The sequence below is a fragment of the Rhodococcus sp. IC4_135 genome, from assembly GCF_011602025.1.
Classification (GTDB): domain Bacteria; phylum Actinomycetota; class Actinomycetes; order Mycobacteriales; family Mycobacteriaceae; genus Rhodococcus_F; species Rhodococcus_F baikonurensis.
Map to the genome: position 1 here is coordinate 37,409 of NZ_JAAOLG010000024.1, position 17,525 is coordinate 54,933.

18 protein-coding genes are annotated in these 17,525 nt (G+C 64.4%); 16 read left to right on the top strand and 2 right to left on the bottom strand.

Annotation, left to right across the window (positions count from 1 at the left end; translation table 11 throughout):
- Window positions 1–27: 27 nt before the first annotated feature.
- Together G8767_RS28030 and G8767_RS28035 are read right to left on the bottom strand one after the other, a co-directional pair.
- Window positions 28–273, bottom strand: a complete 246-nt coding sequence (locus G8767_RS28030; RefSeq protein WP_206029854.1) for a hypothetical protein — start codon at window positions 271–273, stop codon at window positions 28–30.
- Window positions 274–422: 149 nt separating this feature from the next.
- Window positions 423–917 (bottom strand): helix-turn-helix transcriptional regulator, encoded by a 495-nt coding sequence (locus G8767_RS28035; protein WP_074447145.1) that lies wholly within the window; start codon window positions 915–917, stop codon window positions 423–425.
- 1,055 nt (window positions 918–1,972) lie between these two features.
- Here G8767_RS28035 and G8767_RS28040 point away from each other — a divergent pair.
- The 16 genes from G8767_RS28040 to G8767_RS28115 all read left to right on the top strand — a co-directional run bounded on the left by G8767_RS28040 (window position 1,973) and on the right by G8767_RS28115 (window position 17,482).
- Window positions 1,973–3,184 (top strand): insoluble domain protein, encoded by a 1,212-nt coding sequence (locus G8767_RS28040; protein WP_166813041.1) that lies wholly within the window; start codon window positions 1,973–1,975, stop codon window positions 3,182–3,184.
- An 83-nt stretch (window positions 3,185–3,267) separates the two neighbouring features.
- The gene (locus tag G8767_RS28045; protein ID WP_166813043.1) at window positions 3,268–4,341 is read left to right on the top strand and encodes a hypothetical protein; all 1,074 of its coding nucleotides are present in this window, start codon (window positions 3,268–3,270) and stop codon (window positions 4,339–4,341) included.
- Window positions 4,338–5,195 (top strand): hypothetical protein, encoded by an 858-nt coding sequence (locus G8767_RS28050; protein ID WP_166813045.1) that lies wholly within the window; start codon window positions 4,338–4,340, stop codon window positions 5,193–5,195. Before G8767_RS28045 ends, G8767_RS28050 begins: the two co-directional genes overlap by 4 nt.
- Window positions 5,196–5,221: 26 nt before the next feature.
- Window positions 5,222–6,835, top strand: coding sequence for a cutinase family protein (locus tag G8767_RS28055; protein WP_166813047.1), 1,614 nt, complete (start codon window positions 5,222–5,224; stop codon window positions 6,833–6,835).
- Window positions 6,836–6,928: 93 nt separating this feature from the next.
- On the top strand, window positions 6,929–8,626 hold the full coding sequence (locus tag G8767_RS28060; protein WP_298775540.1) for a peptidoglycan DD-metalloendopeptidase family protein: 1,698 nt from the start codon (window positions 6,929–6,931) through the stop codon (window positions 8,624–8,626).
- The gene (locus G8767_RS28065) at window positions 8,623–9,210 is read left to right on the top strand and encodes a hypothetical protein (RefSeq protein WP_240952879.1); all 588 of its coding nucleotides are present in this window, start codon (window positions 8,623–8,625) and stop codon (window positions 9,208–9,210) included. The genes G8767_RS28060 and G8767_RS28065 overlap by 4 nt, the downstream gene beginning before the upstream one ends.
- Window positions 9,207–9,896 (top strand): hypothetical protein, encoded by a 690-nt coding sequence (locus G8767_RS28070; RefSeq protein ID WP_166813049.1) that lies wholly within the window; start codon window positions 9,207–9,209, stop codon window positions 9,894–9,896. Before G8767_RS28065 ends, G8767_RS28070 begins: the two co-directional genes overlap by 4 nt.
- Before the next feature lie 18 nt (window positions 9,897–9,914).
- Complete coding sequence (locus G8767_RS28075; protein WP_042925324.1) at window positions 9,915–10,238, top strand: hypothetical protein; 324 nt, start codon at window positions 9,915–9,917, stop codon at window positions 10,236–10,238.
- Window positions 10,235–10,501: a hypothetical protein gene (locus G8767_RS28080; RefSeq protein WP_064075286.1), complete on the top strand. Its 267-nt coding sequence runs from the start codon at window positions 10,235–10,237 to the stop codon at window positions 10,499–10,501. Before G8767_RS28075 ends, G8767_RS28080 begins: the two co-directional genes overlap by 4 nt.
- A gap of 44 nt (window positions 10,502–10,545) precedes the next feature.
- Window positions 10,546–11,196 carry a hypothetical protein gene (locus G8767_RS28085; protein ID WP_166813051.1) on the top strand — a complete coding sequence of 217 codons (651 nt, stop codon included), beginning with the start codon at window positions 10,546–10,548 and terminating at the stop codon, window positions 11,194–11,196.
- 28 nt (window positions 11,197–11,224) lie between these two features.
- A complete protein-coding gene (locus G8767_RS28090; RefSeq protein ID WP_166813053.1) occupies window positions 11,225–12,079 on the top strand; it encodes a hypothetical protein in 855 nt (284 codons plus the stop codon).
- Window positions 12,073–13,623, top strand: a complete 1,551-nt coding sequence (locus tag G8767_RS28095; protein WP_166813055.1) for a hypothetical protein — start codon at window positions 12,073–12,075, stop codon at window positions 13,621–13,623. Before G8767_RS28090 ends, G8767_RS28095 begins: the two co-directional genes overlap by 7 nt.
- A gap of 55 nt (window positions 13,624–13,678) precedes the next feature.
- Window positions 13,679–15,169 (top strand): SCO6880 family protein, encoded by a 1,491-nt coding sequence (locus G8767_RS28100; RefSeq protein WP_166813057.1) that lies wholly within the window; start codon window positions 13,679–13,681, stop codon window positions 15,167–15,169.
- A 31-nt stretch (window positions 15,170–15,200) separates the two neighbouring features.
- Window positions 15,201–16,931, top strand: coding sequence for a hypothetical protein (locus G8767_RS28105; RefSeq protein WP_019750039.1), 1,731 nt, complete (start codon window positions 15,201–15,203; stop codon window positions 16,929–16,931).
- Window positions 16,928–17,230 (top strand): hypothetical protein, encoded by a 303-nt coding sequence (locus G8767_RS28110; RefSeq protein ID WP_042953658.1) that lies wholly within the window; start codon window positions 16,928–16,930, stop codon window positions 17,228–17,230. The genes G8767_RS28105 and G8767_RS28110 overlap by 4 nt, the downstream gene beginning before the upstream one ends.
- Complete coding sequence (locus tag G8767_RS28115; protein ID WP_020971509.1) at window positions 17,231–17,482, top strand: hypothetical protein; 252 nt, start codon at window positions 17,231–17,233, stop codon at window positions 17,480–17,482.
- Window positions 17,483–17,525: the final 43 nt, after the last annotated feature.

Here is a 17,525-nt window from a genome sequence, read left to right on the forward strand (position 1 = left end):
TATTCTCCTGCCGGAGAAGGGGTTTCGCTACGCAGTCAGCGGCAGAACCTCCTCACGGTGCAGCTTCTGATCGAGTCCAAGATCGAACAGGATTCCCTGGTCAAGCTCGACCACGAGTTCAGAGTGACCAGTTACCAGTGCCAAGACATCGGCTACGAGTTGGCTCTCCGAACTGACACCCGTCTTGGCCCGAAGCTCTTCGAGCGCCTGGGCCACGTCCACAGGAAGGCGTGTCGACACGCGAGTGCGATTGCCTTTACTTGGGTTAGGCATATGCCTCTCCTTTCGATCCTGCGCCTGAACGTGCGCCAGGTTCACCGCCATCTTGCGCCAAGTTGGCGGTTTCGTTCGCGTGACACGCCGCACTGAATGTTAGATCACCGAAATAATGCCGCGGGAGCGTGATTTTGTTGCGTGATTTATTACTTAGATCTTGCGCGTGTCTCGCGTGTCTCACGGCCACGTTCCCAAACTTCGACCACCTGCGCCGTCTCGACGTTGTAAAGCTCCGCAATCGCGGAGACACGCTGGTCATTAACCGGTTTCATGCCCTTTTCGATCTCGGCAAGAGAGGTGGGCGAGATTCCAAGACGTTCGGCAGCTTGGATTTGAGTTAGGCCGGCACGCACCCGAAGGTCACCCATGCGCAATCTGTTGTCCGGAATCGGAACCAACACACTGATCGACACGTCGAGCTCCTGTGCAATCTGCTTGAGCACCGGGGGAGCTGGCGTGGAACGCCCCGTCTCCCAATGGGAAACGGACTGACGGCTGGACCCTATTCGCACAGACAAATCGTCTGGCGTCAGCCCCGCTTTGACACGCAACTCACGGAGCCTGTCGGCCCGAAAGCCGCGCACTCCACTCCGTGGCACTTCATCAACTCCTGGGGTCAGATCGCCTGCTCGCTCGCTCATTCTTGCGCCTCCCTGGAGTGGTACCCGCCACTAGCCCGCGTCATCGTTGCGTGTTATTGTTGACAGCAATGCTAGCGCGGAGCGTCAGTGAGCGTAGCGAGGATCGAGGTGAAGGCGCGTGTATAAGTTGCACAAACCAGCCGGTTTGCAATACGCTTCGAGTGCGCTCCCACCCGGGGGTTTCCTGGATCTTGTCGAGGTCGGTTCCAGATGCAGCACCACGCAAGTGGCACAGCCTTATTCAGGCGTGCCCACTTTCTCCCGGGCAGGGGCAGGCATCTTGACTATTTTTCTCACACAGAGCGGCATTCGACCTGCTCGTGACACTCGACTGAACGACGAATACCGGCCAGATACGAATCGGGCCGGTCCTTGTCATGCAAAAAGCCCCAGAGACGGATTTGTGATTGGCGTCGCTCTCCGCCTCCGGGGTCCCTTTCAGCCCACGGTGCAGCACGCACATGGGCGTCCAGACCGCAGGGCACCAAGCCTAGGCGATCTGGTTGAAACCGCAACCAGCGCCTGGAGGCCGCCGTGGGTATCAGTCCTGCGCAAATCAGCTACCGCCCTGGGTTAACCCCAGCGACTCCCGAGTCTCCTGGTTTAGCTCTGGGTGACCGCAGAGCTTCCGAATGCCTTGCTACGAAACCAAACTCGGCCATTCGCCCAGCGCCCCACCATGCGCTGTCCGGCGACGTGGACCGTAACGCACCCACCCCGCTTCTCCTGCCCGGGAAGCGGGTGGGTGCACCTTTTCGTGCACGCTGCCTTCCTCTATTCGCCAACGTCGTCCACTGCATGGGGCGCAGTCCGGGCAGCGTTTGTATGAGCGTTCCGATTCCCGGCTTCTTCCGCCGGTGCCCACTCGGACACACCCAACTCCCGACCGCGTCCAGCTTCTTCAAACGCTTCGCGGCCGCGGCGTGATCTCTGCCGCGCATCAGCTTCCCGGTACGTCCTACCGGGATTAATGGCCCCGAGATCACAACTCTCGCGGCCGGCCCGTCCACGAATCCACCTAAGTGTTTGCAAAACAACACGATTGAAGGGATGTCATGAAGCAGTTCAAGAAACCACGGTCCGGTGGTCGTCATCGGTCACCGTCAACGGGTGCGGTCGCAGCCGTGACGTTGGCGGCGATGGTCGGAGCCGCCTTCGTCAATGCCGGAGTTGCGATCGCAGCGCCGACCCAGCCGGGCATTACCGCTCCGTCGCAGCCGGGCATTACGACGCCTCCGCCTGCGTCGGAGCAGCCGGGTATTACTACTGCCCCTGAGGTTCCTGCGCCGACGTCCGATCGCTCGTACTGGACTCCGCCTCCGGCTGAGTACGACAACATTCAGTGGAAGCCCTCGCCGTCGACGCGGCAGTCGTCCCCGAACAATGCAGGGGATAGCAGCGGGAACTATGTAGCGCCGGAGTATTACGGTGACCCGATCGACGTGGGGACACTCCATCTGCCGACCGAAGTCGAGATCATCGCTCCGATCGAAGCACCGCCCGAAATGTTGCAGCTGGGTGATTACGTCGGGCCGAAGCCCAATTGGTTGTCCGACGAGTATCTCGAACGCACCAATAACACTGCATCTGTCGGTGTTTCACAGTTCGCGACATTCTGGTCCAGTGTCGGCGTCGACGTCGATCGTTCACAGCGTGTCTCGGCTGCAACCTTCGGCGGAGCCGCAGCAGGTGCCTTGGCTGCCGGAACCGCAGGGTTCACAGTGGGCGCATTGGGTGGCGGCACAGTGGGCGGTTTGATCGGGGCCGGTATGGGCGGTCTGGTTCCGCTCCCGGCGCCACTGCCGGAAGCGACGACAGGCGTCGTCGGCACCGCGATCGGTGCCGGTGCAGGTGGATTGCTTCTCGGGATTCCCAGTGCCGTGGGCGGCGCTGTGGTGGGCGGTCTGACGGCGGGAGCAATCGGTGCCGGTGACACCGATGCCGAGCCTCGCCACATCGACGTGCCGAATCTCCCCGAGCCGGACGCACCTGCGATCACCTCCCAGACCAGTGACGCGCTGGCGGCGCAAGCCCCGCAGATCGCGCAGGTCGTCACCGATGCTGTGGCGTCCGTTCCGCAGATCACCGAGAACGTCAACGCGCAGCTCACTGCCGCACGTGAAGGTGTCCTCGCTCAGCCCGGTGGCGATCAGGTCATCGCCGCACTCGACAACGCGGCCGTCGAAGCGAATTACGCCTTCGGACCTACCGCCGATCTGATCGGCCAGGCCCTCGGCGCTGCTGCCGCTGGAGCGACCCCCGCGTAATCACTACCGCCGCCGGGGTCGGGGCTTCGGCCCCGGCGGTGTTAGTCGAAGTTCTTTTTCTTTGCACGAGAGGAAATATCGACATGTCAGGTCAGAACTGGTTTCCACCGTTGGACCCGACCGAGTTCGCCGACGAAGTGGACACGGGAGAGCAAACCCCAGACACCGACGTACATTCCGAGCCCGAGTCCGAAAACCCCGATGAGGAATCAGAACCCGACCCCCTACTCGACCATGCCGAAACTGTTGAGAGCGAACCGGTTTCCACCGGCAACGCTCCCTCGGCAGAGGAGACCGTTGTCGCTGCGGTGAGCCGACCCACCCAACACCTCACTCCCACATTCGAACTCGTAGATGAGGACGAGACCGGACCGGCGACCGATCCGATCGCCGGGTCCGTCGGTGTTGTCCGCACGCTCCCGGTCGTCACTCTCGCTGTCAGTGATCTGAATACACAACCGGATTGGGCATCGGAATGGGAGCTGCCGGCCACCGATCCGGAACAGACACCGACCACCCCGGATGCGGGGGAGCGGATCGGTATCCCCGAACCTCTCCCTGGATCCGACCGGGCGCGTGGCCGGAGCCGCCGCACGAAAGCCGCTGTCGGGGGAGCCGCTGCGGCCGTGCTGGCTGTCCTCGTCGGCGGTACCGCAATCGCGCTGGCCTCCGGTTCCGACGAACCGGACGCTCCAGCCTCCCTCGAAGTACCTGGAACCACTACGGCCCCGCCAGCGGCGGGGACGTCTGTCGCCGGGGCGCAGGCCGCCTCGTCCTGGTGCCCGAGCAGCGTCAAGGGTGACGTCATCAGCGGGAATGGCCCTGGCGGTACCGGATCTGGCCCTGATGCGATCCTCGGATTTCAGCACGCCTTCTACGTCGATCGCAATGCGGACAAAGCGCGAGGCTTCGCCACTCCGGAAGCTGCGGCCACCCAACTGGCGACCTTGCAAGCCGGCATCGACGACGGCGTCCCGGTCGGCACCGAGCATTGCGTTCTGATCCGCCCGTCCGGTCAGCCGGGTGTCTTCGCCGTAGAGATGGTCCAAAAAGCCGCGGACGGCGCGATCGTGCGATACGCGCAAACCATCAGCACGACCGTGCGTGACGGAAAGACGCTGATCGCGGCCATCAACGAGAGCGTAGGCACGCCGTGACGTGGGCAGGGGGCTGGCTCGAGGGCGAGCCGACAGAAGACAACGAATCCGACGAGAAGCCGTCGGCACCGGTCGACGACACCGCACCGCCGCTCGTGCCCGGGTCCGAGGCAGAAGCCCCGGTCGATGAAGTGCCCGAGCCAGAAGATGCACTGATTCCGCTGGCACCGCCTTCTGCTGTGCTGATCGCCGGGGTTGCCGGTGGAGTCGGAGCCACCACGACAGCGGTCGGCCTGGCGAGTGCATTGCACACCGAACTCGTCACTGCTGCCGCCGTGGATACGACCCCCGCCGGCGGTGACCTGTCCGAGCGTGGCTGCGGGCGCGAGCTGAACCCCGGCCAATGGGTCTCCGAGCACGGGGTGCTGTGGGGTCGCCGCACGCTCGGGGAACTGAGCGGCGACGCTGCGGCACTCGCTTCCGTTCACTCACTCCTGACCGCGTCCGGTCATTTTCCGATCTACGACGCCGGAAACCCTTTGCGTGCACAGCATCTCGCTCCGCTCCTGGCCGATGCGTCGGTCGTGATCGTCCTGGTGGTGTCCAGTCGCGGCGACTCCGTGAACCGTCTTCCCTCCGTCCTGGAATGGATCGAGAGCACCCTCGGCGCACACACGTTGGCATCGGTCGTCGTGGCCGTCGTCGAGGTCCGTCCCGGTTCGACGCCGGTGGCCGATCACCTCAGTGCCCATATGGCGGGCCGGATCGGAGCGGTGCGCCTGATCGGTCACGACCGGTCGTTGGCCGCAGGAGGACCGATCGCGACCTCGGCGATGGGCAGCGGTGTCGAGCAGGACTTCACCGCTCTCGCCGCCGACGTACGAAACCTCGGTGCAGCCGCGCCGACGCAGTGAACAAACACATCCGAAGGGAAATCCGCATGAGATATGCGAGAGGGATCACCACAGCGGTGACGGCCACGGTCGTCCTCGCACTGGCAGGAACCAGTCTGGCGAACGCCGCACCCACCTCAGGCGACTCCGCACCGATGCCCTGCACCGCTCTGGGAGTCTTCGGTGTTCAGGGGACCAACCAGTCCGCGCCGGATGCCGACCCCACCGCCGACAGCGGCTTCCTCGGCATGTCGGTGATGGTGCCCTTGCTCCAGTCCGCTGCCGGTGAGGTCTCACGGATGCTCGTCCCGTACGCCGCCGACTTCGGTTGGCGGGGAGCGACGTACGAACAGTCGATGACCGAGGGGGTCGACAAGACCAGCCAAGCGATCTCCGACTACGCCGATCGGTGCCCCTCGTCGATGATCGCCGTGACCGGATATTCGCAAGGCGCGCAGATAGCGGACACCGTCATCCGCAATATCGGCAGCGGCAAAGGCCCGATCACAGCGGACAAGCTCGCCGCCGGTGCATTGTTCTCGTCCCCGAATCGCCCGCAAGGTGCCAGTACCTTCCCCGGCGGCTCGTCCGGGCAGAGTTCACCGACACCACCCAAGGGCGTTGCCACCTCTGCCTTGTCGGATCTGACGGTGACCACCCCGACCCCTGCTGACGGCGGCGGCATAGCCCCGAACTACGCCGCCTCGTCCGGGTACGGCTCTGTTGCCGGCCGTGTCGCTTCGTTCTGCACCGACGGCGACCTCGCATGCGCGACACCACAAGATGCGACGCTGGCCCGCACGGTCACCAATATCGCTGGGCAGCTGCACCTCGAGCAGCAGGATCCGCAGAAAACTCTGGTCGACCTCGCGGGCGCATTGGGTGGGGCGACAATTCGTACCGCCGCCGACGTCGTCAACGACGACATCAACTTCTCCAACGGCCGGTTCACCGTGCAGTCGTCCGGAAAGACCATCCTCGGGCGCCTGTCCACGAATTCCGATCCGCGCTCCGCCACTCCGGACGCGGACGCCGATGTCATCCGGGCAGTCATCAAAACCGGTGTCATGGGATTGCAAGCGGGCATCGCGGTCGCGAAGAAAGTCCTCACACTGGACACGATCGGCACCCTCGCCACCGTCGGCATGGCCAATCCCCCTGCTGCACTGGGCATCTTGGCAGCGAAAGTCGGGGACGCGGCAATGAGTTTGTTCCCACCGTCCACCGGCACTCAGATCCAGAAGTACATCTACAACGAAGTCCAGCGCGGCATTTCCGACAACAAGGACCTGCTGAAGATGGCAACGCAGGTCAAGTACTGGGACACGGCCCGCAACCACGGCACCTACGACTCGATTCCCGTGGGAGGACAGGGGCAGACCCCGGCGAAGTTCACCGTCGAGTGGTTCTCCACCCTCGCGAAAGAACTCTCGTCCGGATCCACGTCGGCCGGGGCGAGCACCACGAAAACAGCCTCGCCGACGACTCGTCCGAGCGGGACGCCCTCTGCGGCCCCCTCGTCGTCGACGCCGCTGACCAGCTCGGTGTTCGCCACGACCTCGGCGGTTTCTCCTGAAATCGTCGGGCCGGGCGGCGCGTTCGCGCCTGCCCAGATCCCGACTCCCACCCAGGCGCCTGCCGCCGCACCGCCCGCGCAGTGATCGGTCGGCGGCGCACGGAACTCCTCTGCTGCGCCGCCGCCCAGCAAACCCCGGGACGCACTGACGTCCCACTCCAACCGAAGGGACCATCTCGTGTCAGATGACAGCAGCAGCGGAGGCGTCGGCGGTGCCATCGTCGTTGTCGGTGCCGCAGCCGTCGCGTTCCTTCTGATGATCATGGCCGTGGTGGTCGTTCTCGTTTCCGAGGACGAAGAGTGCGCTCCCGTCGAAAACGGGGGCGGGCAGGTTGCCGCTGCTGGTTCGCTGGTCAAGCCCACCAAGTCGTCCGAAACAACGGACACCTCTCCGTTCGGTCCGCGATGGGGCGCCGAACACAAGGGACTCGACCGTGCGGGTCCTGTCGGTACCCCGATCTACGCGTTCACCGACGGCCGCGTTCGTGAAGCCGGTCCCGCTGACGGCTTCGGGAACTGGATCATCGTCGATCACGAAATCGAGGGCCACGTATACAGCTCGGTTTACGGGCACATGTTCGACGACGGTGTGATGGTCCGCGCCGGAGAGCAGGTCCGCGGCGGTCAGCAGATCGGGGCGATCGGCAATGCCGGCGGCTCGACTGGGCCGCACCTTCATTTCGAGGTGTGGGACGGGGGTCGTCTACCCGACGGCGCCGGTACCGCGGTGGATCCGCAGCCATGGATCGACAAGGCCGCCGAGCCCGGCGAGGCTCCCGCTGCGCCGGCACCGACTTCCCCGGGCTCGGGCGATGCGGGTGATGAAGGTTCCGGGTTCGGAGGTTTGGACGGCCGACAGTTGGCGATCGCGAAGCAGATCGTCGCGGTCGGTGAAGTCATGGGCATTCCAGATCGCGGCGTCGTCGTCGCGCTCGCAACCGCAAGCCAGGAATCCGGCTTTCGCATGTACGCCAATGACGGCACCGATCCTCGCCTCGAAGCCGATCAGAAGGACGTGGGCCGATCCCTGGACTTCCCACACGATGCTGTCGGACGAGATCACGGCTCCGTCAATCAGTTTCAGCAGCAGTACCCGTGGTGGGGAACGCTCGAAGAACTGATGAACTCTGCCACTGCATCACGCAAATTCTACGAAGCGTTGGCCAAGCAGAGCGGGTGGGAATCGCTACCGATTACCGTCGCAGCACAGAACGTTCAGGGATCGCTGTACCCGGACGCGTACGCCGACGACGAGCCGATCGCCACCACGTTGGCGGCCAAGTTCAAGGGCGCCGGGGCGAACATGTCCGAAGCCGACCTCGCATCCATCGCAGCTGGTGGAGCCATCGCCGTCGCCGACGGCGGCAGCGCTGCCTGCAACGATCAGCAGCCCGCACCCGGTAGCGGCGGCGGCGAGGGTCCGGCCAGCGAGTTCGGACGAGCCATCATCCTGGCTGCCTCGCGCTGGATCGGTACCCCGTACGTCTGGGGCGGTGGCGACACGAACGGCCCCACCGGCGGCGGATTCGACTGCTCAGGTCTGACGCTGTACGCGGTCTACCAGGCATCCGGCGGACGAACCAGCCTGCCGCACTTCACCGGATCGACCGCAGATCCCGGACAGCTCTACGACTCACGCGGCGCAGAAGTCCCCATCGACCAGAAACAACCCGGCGACCTGATCTTCTTCGGCCCCGCCTCGAACACGCACCACGTCGGCATCTACTACGGCCTCGAGAACGGCGAAGAAATGTTGCTTCACGCTCCGACCGAAGGCCAGACCGTCACCATCGCTCCGCTGTCAGGGATGTCGGGAGAACAAATGCACGTCCGCCGCTTCGGCGCATCACAACCGCAACCGCAGGAGGCACGATGACAAACCGGACTGACCGCAGACCGATGAGGTTGACCGCATTCGCAGCCATGACCTTCGCTGTTCTCGCACTTGTCGGATGCGGGCGCAGCGATGACCACGACCACCCGATGGATGAGGGCGGCCCCACCCAATCATTGACTGTTCCCGCCGATCCCACTCTGCCGGAACCGTTTTCCTCGGTCGATCAAAGCGATCCGGAAGCCGTGATGGTCGCGGCCGCGCAAGCTCTGTTCTCGTACACCCCCGGGGCGGACACCAACCAGATCGACGCCGCGAACCGGGCAGCACCGTTGCTCGACGAGCGGTACTACACCGACAACGCGTCGTCCTTCATTGCTTTGGCACCGATCACCGGTCGCCAATGGGAGTCCTGGCGTGAGCAGAACGCGGTGGCCACGGCCACGGCGACGGTGACCGCCGACAATCACCCCGAGGACAAGCCCGCAAAGGTCTCACGAGTCGTGGCAGTGACGGTGACCGCCGTCGATGCCGGCGGCCGGGAGATTGATCGGGTTCCGTTCGCTGCGTACATGACCGCCACCAAGCTCGGTGTGTGGCGCGTGAGCGCGGTGATGGTCCGATGACCAGCGCATATGCCGATGTTCCGCGCCGCGGTGCTCCGATGCCGAGCGGTCCACGCATCGCGGGGGCTGTGATGCCCGGGACCGATGAATCCGCTCCGATCTGGGAAGGCCCAATCGAACGTGAGGCTCTGACCCCCGCCCGGCCGCTTGTCTGGCTTCTCGGAGCTACCGGAGGTGCCGGAGTCTCCTCGCTGACGCGTTCCCTCGCGTACGCGGGGGACTGCCAGCGCGGCTGGCCCGGATACATCGGTGACCTACCGGACGCGGACTCACCGCTGGTGGTGCTCGTTTTTCGCACGACGATGCACGGCGTAGAGCGTGCTCATTCACTGCTTCTGCAACACGCCGCCGGTGGCACGCCGGAAGGAACACACATCCTCGGCGTCGTGTCCGTCGCCGACAGTGATCGCCCACTGTCCAAGCCGGTCCGGAACCGTCTGGCCGTCGTCGAGTCGCTGGCGCGCTCGCTGGCCGGTCACTGCTGGGACGTGCCGTGGCTCGAGCCCTGGCGGGTCATGCCTCCTCGCGAACTTCCCGAGTGGTCTCCGTCCTCGACGTTGCCGGCCGACAAGAAAGCGGCGCGTGACCCGACGAGATACCCCGTCGCCCCGGTGATCGCTCTGCACGACCAGATCCGAGTCGCAGCAGCAGCTCGGGTGAAGGAAATCAGTTCTTCCGCAACATAACTCGAAAGGCACTTTCTCATGAACGCACTCCACACCCTCAACACCTACATCCTCGCTCAGCAGCCCGCGCCCTTCCCCTCGCCTGGACAGGGCGGGGACGTGATCGACGTTCAGATGACCACTCCGCCGTCAGGCGACAAGTTTCAGGTCCTGCTCGGCGTCGGCCTGTGGGCGGCGACAGCTTTCCTGATCGGACTGGGAATGATGGCCGGCGTCAAGTTCGCCCAGTCGTTCGCCGACGGCACCGCCGGACGCGGCGAAAAGATGATGGTGGTCGGTGTCGCCGTCGGCGCGATCATCACGTCCTCCGCCGCCTCGTACGTCACCTGGTTCATGGAGTGAGTACTTCGATACTGGCCGCAGGCGGCGGCATCAAGATGCCCGGCGAAGACGTCCTGGTCCCGCTCGGGCAGATGCTCGGCGTGTTCCTCTGGTTCGTCGCAGCCGGTCTGATCGTCGCCGCGATGCGCGCCGGTGTCGAAGTCGCGCACCGCTTCGACGACGGCGAAGTCACCGGCCCCGGAATCCGGCGGTTGATCGCGATCGCCATCGGCGCCATCGTCACCGCCTCCGCAATCACGTGGGCGGGATGGCTCCTCATCTAGCCCGTCTCGATTCCACTACTCACTTTGCGAAAAAGAAGGAAATCATGGCAATTCACCGTTACCGCCTCGTCGGCGCCCTCGTCGCCGCAGCTCTCGCGCTGTCGGTGGCCACCGCGTGCGGATCGTCGCAGGAGGACCCCGGAACCGGCACCGCGGCGGTCGACACCAGCGCAGCGCCGCAGCAGGTGCAGTGGGAGAGCTACCGCGGTGTCGCTGTCCCTGTCTCCGCAGTCGACGGACCGACGAGCGTTTCGGCGAAGATCCCGTTCGGATACAGCCGAACACCCCAAGGGGTGGTGATGGCCGCCATTCAGGGCCAGAGCCGTCTCGCACTCGCACCAGACGAGACCTGGGCGCAGACCGCACAACTGCTGACCGCCCCTGGCCGGGGCCGTGACGCGTACGCCGTGGCGCGGGTGATGACCTCCATCACCACCGAAGCCGATCCTGCTCAGACAGCCCAGTTCGCCGGATTCCGCATCGAGGACTACAGCCCAGACCAAGCCGTGGTGTGGCTGGCCACACGGATGCCGGACGCTGCACTGTCTGCGTCGCCGACCTCGCTGATCTGGCAAAACGGCGATTGGAAGATCACTCTCCCTGATCCGCAGCCCGAGACCTCCGAAGCTGCGCCCACCGATCCAGTGCCGTTGACCTCGCTCGACGGATACACCGCCTTCTCCTACGCCGACTGATCTTCCCCCGACTTTTCAGGAGCCACCCGTGAGTAACCGCACCGAACCCCGCGAGACCACAGAAGGATCGCGCCTTCGCCGCACCGGCGAGTGGTTGGCGACCAGCCGCACGACCGGGATCGCCGCTGCCGTGTTCTGCGCGCTTCTCGCGGTGGTCGTGGCCGTCGCCGTGTTCATCGCCGTCACCCGCGACGACGATTCCGCCGGCGCCGGCGCCCCCACTGCCACCCAGCCGCCCGCGACGGCACCAGCAAAACCCGACAGCGGCACTGCATTCGGCGTTCCGTCGGCGGATCTGTTCGGCCGCGTGATCGCCAACCCCGTCAACCCGCGTGGTCAGGCGTTGCCGCAGTCGCCGGCAGATCGCCCCTCGTTCAAGGAAGGTGACCCGGTCCCCGCTCCGGAGGGGTTGATGTGGCAGCAAGTCGGTCCGTTCATCCTGCCGTTCTCGACCTCCGACGGTCCCACTCGAGTAGATGGCCCATTGGCCACGGGTTTCGCTCGCACCCCTCAGGGCGCTGCGCTCGCTGCCTGGCAGATCAGCATGCGGACGGTCATCGACCAGGAATCACTCGATGCGGTCTTCGACAACCAGATCGAACCCTCGACACGGGGGAACAAGGCGTCGTGGGCGCCGAAGAAGTGGATCGACTGGAGCCAGCTTCCCCCTCAGTACATCCCAGCGGCATTCAAGATTTCCGGTTGGAGCGCTGACAACTCGTTCGCAGTCGTGGAGGTCGCGGCCCGCGACAAGACTCCGGGCTCCTGGTTCACCACTCGCTTCGAGGTCGTCTGGCAGGACGGTGATTGGAAGATCCGTCGCCCTTCCACCCAGCTTCCGCCGCAGACGATCACTTCGCTGACGGGGTGGACCCAATGGTGAAGCGTCTGTCTGCGATCGCGGCTCTGCTCCTGGCCGTGCTGGTCTTCGGGCCGGTCGCGCTCGGGCATGCCCAGCCCCCGGCAGATGATCCGGGCACTTCGGAAACCGGACAACCGCCGGCTGACGACGACATGTATGCCGGTTGCCGCGACGTCGGTGATTCCGTACCGGTCGTCGGTGGGTTCCTCGAGCGGTTCTGCGACTTGGGCACTGCTGTTGCCAATCCACAGGACGCGGCCGGCGAGTTCGCCGACGGGATGTGGAAATCGGGCGTCGGCAAGGCCGCCGAAGTGTTCCTCGACGGCTGGAAAAAGGGCATCACCTTCATGCTGACGTGGTGGATGACCAACTCGGTCACCGGCGCGGTCGGAAACAGTGACACCGAGAACACAGTCTGGCAAGTGCACCAATTCTTGCGAATATTCCAGATAGCGGCGTTCATGATCTCGGTCGGGATCTCCGCACTCAAACTCGCCTGGGCCAAATCGCGTCTGGCACAGCAACATGCCGAAGAAACGGCAATGATGTTGACCCGCACAGTGTTCGCGTCCTGGACTCTGGTTCCGCTCATCCTCGCCGGTGACGAACTCTCCCGAGCAGCGGGTGTGTGGCTGGTTCAAGCCATGGTCGGAGAGAACATCGACGAAGCAGCGAACAAACTCCTCGCCGTCGCCGAAGTCGGCCCTCTCCTGGGTCCGGGCTTGATTTTCGTCTTCGCAATCTTGGGCATCGTCGGAACCGCCGTGCAAGCGGTGTTCATCATGATGCAGATCGCGATGCTGCGCCTCGTCCTCGGATGGGCACCGATCGCGGCCGCCGCATCAGGAATCGGCAGCGCCGGAATGCAGACCTGGACGAAGCTACGGAATTGGGCGGTGGTGTTCGCACTGTTCCCGTTCGTCGCTTCCAGCGTGTACGGGATCGCTTTCCTCTCGGCCGCCGGTGCTACCGACGCACAAGGTGTCTTCGCCGGAATGATCCTGCTGACACTCTCGTGCCTGACGATGCCGGCGTTGGCGAGACTGATCGTTCCGGCGATGGGTTCGATGGCCGGCGGCAACGGCGGCGCGGTGCTGGGCGGCATGCTCGCCGCGACCGGCGCGAGTATGGGCGCTTCGATGATCCAGTCGATGTCCTCCTCGGCTGAACAGGATTCCGGGTCCTCCTCGTCGTCGAGCGTTCAAGGCGGCCCGAGTACGGAACCGACCGGCTCCAGCACGCCCTCCTCCGGGTCGAGCTCACCGGCGCCCTCGGGCGGCGGCACGGAAGCTGCATCGAGCGGTCCCTCCGGGGCAGCGACCGCGAGCGGTTCGTCCGGAGCAGCATCCGGTGGCGCATCTGGAGCAGCAGCATCCGGCGGTGCAGCTTCCGGCGCGGCCGCGGCCGCTGGTCCGGTCGGCGCGGCCGTCGCCGTCGGGCAGGAAGTCTCCGACCGGATCGGCAGCGCTATGGGCGCCGTCGCATCGACGATCGGCGACAGCGCCTCCGGAGCAAGTGGGGGAGCGGACGTTCCGGACGAGCCGCAAGGTGGGCGGTCCGGATGAGCGCGCACCGCACCGCACCGTTCGACCTCATTGATTCCATCCTCAAGGAGCAGCTATGAGCACCGAAGCACCGGCCCGCCCCAACACCTACGGCGGTCTTCACGAAGCCCCTTCGACGTACCTGTTCGGTGTGTCGAAGAAAATGTTCTACGTCTTCGCGTCGGGCATCGTGGCCGGCATCGTTGCACTGCTCGCCGGGTTCTTCATCTCCGGAGCGGTGATCCTCGGCGTAGTGGTGCTGACCTGGGCGCCGCTCGCTGCACGCATCGGCGGCAAGTCAGGGTACGAATTCGCCACTGAACTCACCGGGTGGAGCAAGCAGCGTCGGCGCGGCCAGCACATCCTGCGCGCTGGTTCTCTCTCGAACGCGCCCGGAGGCCGAACCCGAGTCCCGGGAATCGGCGCTCCGATCGAAATGTGGTGGGGAATCGACAAACTGGGCCGACGATTCGGAATGAGTCATCTACCGAAACTGCATCAGTACACGATCAGGCTGCGCTGCTCTGTGCCCGGATACAAGGGTGTCGAACAGGGTCAGGTCGACCTCGACGTCGCCAACTGGGGCGAGTTCATCAACCTCAGCGGACAGACGCCGGACATCGAAGCGATCGCCACCATCATCGAAACCCTCCCAGAGACAGGCGCGCGGCAAGACGCGGAAATCACGCGACTGTGCAAACCCGGCACCTCTGAACTCGCACAAGCGGTGGTCCGCGAATCGGGCACCGGCGTACGTCACGGAATCCAGTTGCACACCCACATGGCGCTCACCTTCACCGCGAACACGGAAGCCAAACGCAAGGATCCGATGGCGATGATTGCCGATCTAGCAGAACGTCTTCCGTCGATCTGCGCGAACCTCGGCACATTCCGCGTGACCGCTGTCCCGATGTCCGATCACGAAATCTCCGCAGTCGTGCGCCGCGCATACGATCCCCGCCCGGTTGTCGAAGCCGAGGTGGAATCGTCACTGCGCAGCGGAGAGATGTACGTCGACTGGCTCGATGCCGGCCCGATGACGGCCGAGGAAACCAAAAACACCTACTTCCACGAAGGCGCGGCCTCGCGGACCTGGGTGATGAACGCACCCCCGTCCGGTGCCCGCAACGAACGGATTCTCAAAGCACTTCTCGAAGGTCACGGCGACGTCCCGCGCAAGCGCGTGACACTGATTCACCGGCCGATGTCCCCGGCCGACGCCGTGAACGCAGTCGAGAGCGGCTACGTCTACGCAGTCGGTGAACGCAATGCCCAACGCGGTATCGGGTCGGTCCGCGCAGACCTCAAGGTCAAGGCAGCAGACCGTACTCGCGTCGAGGTCGGCAACGGTGCCGGCGCGACAGCGGTCTCGCTGATCGTCACCGCGTCGGCAAGTACCGAAGCCCAGCTCGACATTCAGGCCGACACGATCGAATCCCTGGTCGCCGGGTGCTCGACGAAAGTACGGCCCTCATGGCGATACCAGGCAGCGGCATTTCTCTCGGGCGTCGGAGTCGGGGTCTATCTCCAAGACCACGCAACGACGGCGAAAACCTTGCAGGCCTGAACCGGCCGACCACCACCGACAGGAGAAAACGATGAGTTTGATGTTGCGCCGCCGGATCGCAGACCTGACCGGCACGTACGAACCCGGACGCAAGAAGCAGAATGCTTCCCTACGCGATCCGATGGCAGCGGCACGCAAACGCCGCCAGGCAGAGGAAAAACAACGCATCGCAGACGAGAAGGCAGCAGCGAAAGCCGCCGAACTCGCACGCGACCCTTCCCGAACCGAACCGAAATGGCGCCGCGCCCCCAAACTCACCGACCGTGGTTTCGCCGGCCACGGCGGCGGCAAGATGGGCGTCGTACCCAAGCCGCCGGAGTTCCGCGGCACCAGTGTGCAGGCATGTGGGCTCTCCCCGTGGGTGGTAGGCAGCACCTATCCAATGGTCGGAACCCCGCTCGGGAAAGATCCCGACGGCATCTCGTTCCACTACGACCCGATCACCGCCACCTACCGTTCACGCCGACAGAACACCCCCAGCGTGTTCATGCTCGCCCTCCCAAGTAACGGCAAGTCCACGGTGGGCCGCAAACTCGTCAGCGGCGGCATCGCCCAAGGTCACATCCCGTTCGTGTTCGCCGACACCAAACCCGACTTCACCAAGGAAATCGAAATCATCTGCGGCGATCGCGGCAAGATCGTGCGCCTGGGACACGGCGAGGGGTACCTCAACCCGCTCGCGATCGGAGCTCTCGGGTCGGTGATTCCGCTGCTCGCGGACTTCCCCGACTTGCAGAAGAAAGTGATCAAACAGGTTCACCAACGCCGCAAGCGAGTGATGCAGTCGCTGTGCGAAATCGAGCGCGGAACAGCGCTGACACAGGCCGAACGCAACATCATCACCGCGGCGCTGCGCCTACTCGAAAAGGACCCCCGTTTCGGATACGACAACCCGCCGCTGATCTCGGATCTGCTCACGTTGATCGAGAACCCGCCGGAAGAGTTGATGCGCAAGGCGTACACCCGCGACAAGGACAAGTACCTCGCCAAGGTCGAATCCCTCCTCGAGACATTGTCCGCGCTGCTCGACGGCGATCTCGGTGAGGTGTTCTCCCAGCAGACGACCACCCCGATCGACTTCACCGGCGAGGATCGACCGACCGGTGTGTGCGTGGACATTTCAGCGCTCAGCCACGGTGACACCAAGCTCGAAGCTGCGGTGATGGCCGCATGCTGGGAGGACGGATTCGGCGCCATCGAAGCCGCACACGTCCTCGCCGATTGCGGACTTCGCGACCGGTTGCTCTTCCTGGCGGTGCTCGACGAATTCTGGCGAGTCCTCGCCGGCCCTGGAATGGTCAGCCGCGTCGACGCCCTCACCCGCCTGACCCGCACCGTCGGAACGGCGCTGGTGATGATCACCCACACCGTCAAGGACCTCGAATCGCTCGAAATGGACTTCGACATCATGAAGGCCAAGGGCTTCATCGAACGCGCTGGAGCGTTGATCGTGGGAGCCCTGACCTCGGACGAGATGGACAAACTCGACTCCATCATTCCGTTCACCCGCGCAGACAAGGCATGGGTCTCCGCGCTGTCGTCCCCAGCCGGCTACGACGCCCAACTCGAAAAGCCTGGACCACCCCCTGGCCGAGGGTTTTTCCTGCTCAAACAGGGCACCGAACGCATTCCGGGGCACCGTTTCGAGACCGTCCTGACCCCCACGGAACTGAAATACCAGTGGCACGACACCGACAGTCGGTTCGTCGACGCCACCGATGCCGGATACGCGGCACAGACAGCGAAGGACAATGCGGCATGAGCGGCAAACGCAGCACCCGCGGCAACCGCTACGGAGCAGAGGTGCGCGGTGCCACAGTAATTTTGGTCGACAAGCTGCGCCCTCAGTATCCGTCTCTGTGGGCGACTATCGAGCGTGTCTCCGCCGATACCGGGATCCACACCTCCACCGTGCGGGCATGGTGGCGGCAGCGGGAAGGCGCGGACGCCGTGAAACCGCAACCGTGCGCCCCGGATTCCGAAATACATTCCCTCCGCGTCGAACTCGAAGCGCTACGCGAAGTGAACCGTGGACTGATCGCCGCGAACAGAGGCCTGTAGATGACGCATATCTTCCTTTACAGCACCGCCACCGAAGTCGGTGAGCCGTCGGCCGCATTGCAGAGTGCGGTACAGAAGATGCACGACCTGGTCGCCGACCTCGAAACGAAACACCGTTTCGTTGCAGTACAAGGCCATTCACACACCGTCATCCCCGCTCGAGTAACGGGAACATCGTTGACAAGCAGGCCGCGGCCCGGTTACGCCGTCACATTGACCACCGTCGTCGAGATACCGACGGACAACACGTAAATCCGAAAGTTGGTAGTAACCACCATGTTTCGACGAATACTCA

Excerpts from the sequence above, each read along its gene's own strand:
- G8767_RS28030 (WP_206029854.1), bottom strand. The coding sequence starts at position 273 with ATGCCTAACCCAAGTAAAGGCAATCGCACTCGCGTGTCGACACGCCTT.
- G8767_RS28035 (WP_074447145.1), bottom strand. The coding sequence starts at position 917 with ATGAGCGAGCGAGCAGGCGATCTGACCCCAGGAGTTGATGAAGTGCCA.
- G8767_RS28040 (WP_166813041.1), top strand. The coding sequence starts at position 1,973 with ATGAAGCAGTTCAAGAAACCACGGTCCGGTGGTCGTCATCGGTCACCG.
- G8767_RS28045 (WP_166813043.1), top strand. The coding sequence starts at position 3,268 with ATGTCAGGTCAGAACTGGTTTCCACCGTTGGACCCGACCGAGTTCGCC.
- G8767_RS28055 (WP_166813047.1), top strand. The coding sequence starts at position 5,222 with ATGAGATATGCGAGAGGGATCACCACAGCGGTGACGGCCACGGTCGTC.
- G8767_RS28065 (WP_240952879.1), top strand. The coding sequence starts at position 8,623 with ATGACAAACCGGACTGACCGCAGACCGATGAGGTTGACCGCATTCGCA.
- G8767_RS28070 (WP_166813049.1), top strand. The coding sequence starts at position 9,207 with ATGACCAGCGCATATGCCGATGTTCCGCGCCGCGGTGCTCCGATGCCG.
- G8767_RS28075 (WP_042925324.1), top strand. The coding sequence starts at position 9,915 with ATGAACGCACTCCACACCCTCAACACCTACATCCTCGCTCAGCAGCCC.
- G8767_RS28085 (WP_166813051.1), top strand. The coding sequence starts at position 10,546 with ATGGCAATTCACCGTTACCGCCTCGTCGGCGCCCTCGTCGCCGCAGCT.
- G8767_RS28095 (WP_166813055.1), top strand. The coding sequence starts at position 12,073 with ATGGTGAAGCGTCTGTCTGCGATCGCGGCTCTGCTCCTGGCCGTGCTG.
- G8767_RS28100 (WP_166813057.1), top strand. The coding sequence starts at position 13,679 with ATGAGCACCGAAGCACCGGCCCGCCCCAACACCTACGGCGGTCTTCAC.
- G8767_RS28105 (WP_019750039.1), top strand. The coding sequence starts at position 15,201 with ATGAGTTTGATGTTGCGCCGCCGGATCGCAGACCTGACCGGCACGTAC.
- G8767_RS28110 (WP_042953658.1), top strand. The coding sequence starts at position 16,928 with ATGAGCGGCAAACGCAGCACCCGCGGCAACCGCTACGGAGCAGAGGTG.
- G8767_RS28115 (WP_020971509.1), top strand. The coding sequence starts at position 17,231 with ATGACGCATATCTTCCTTTACAGCACCGCCACCGAAGTCGGTGAGCCG.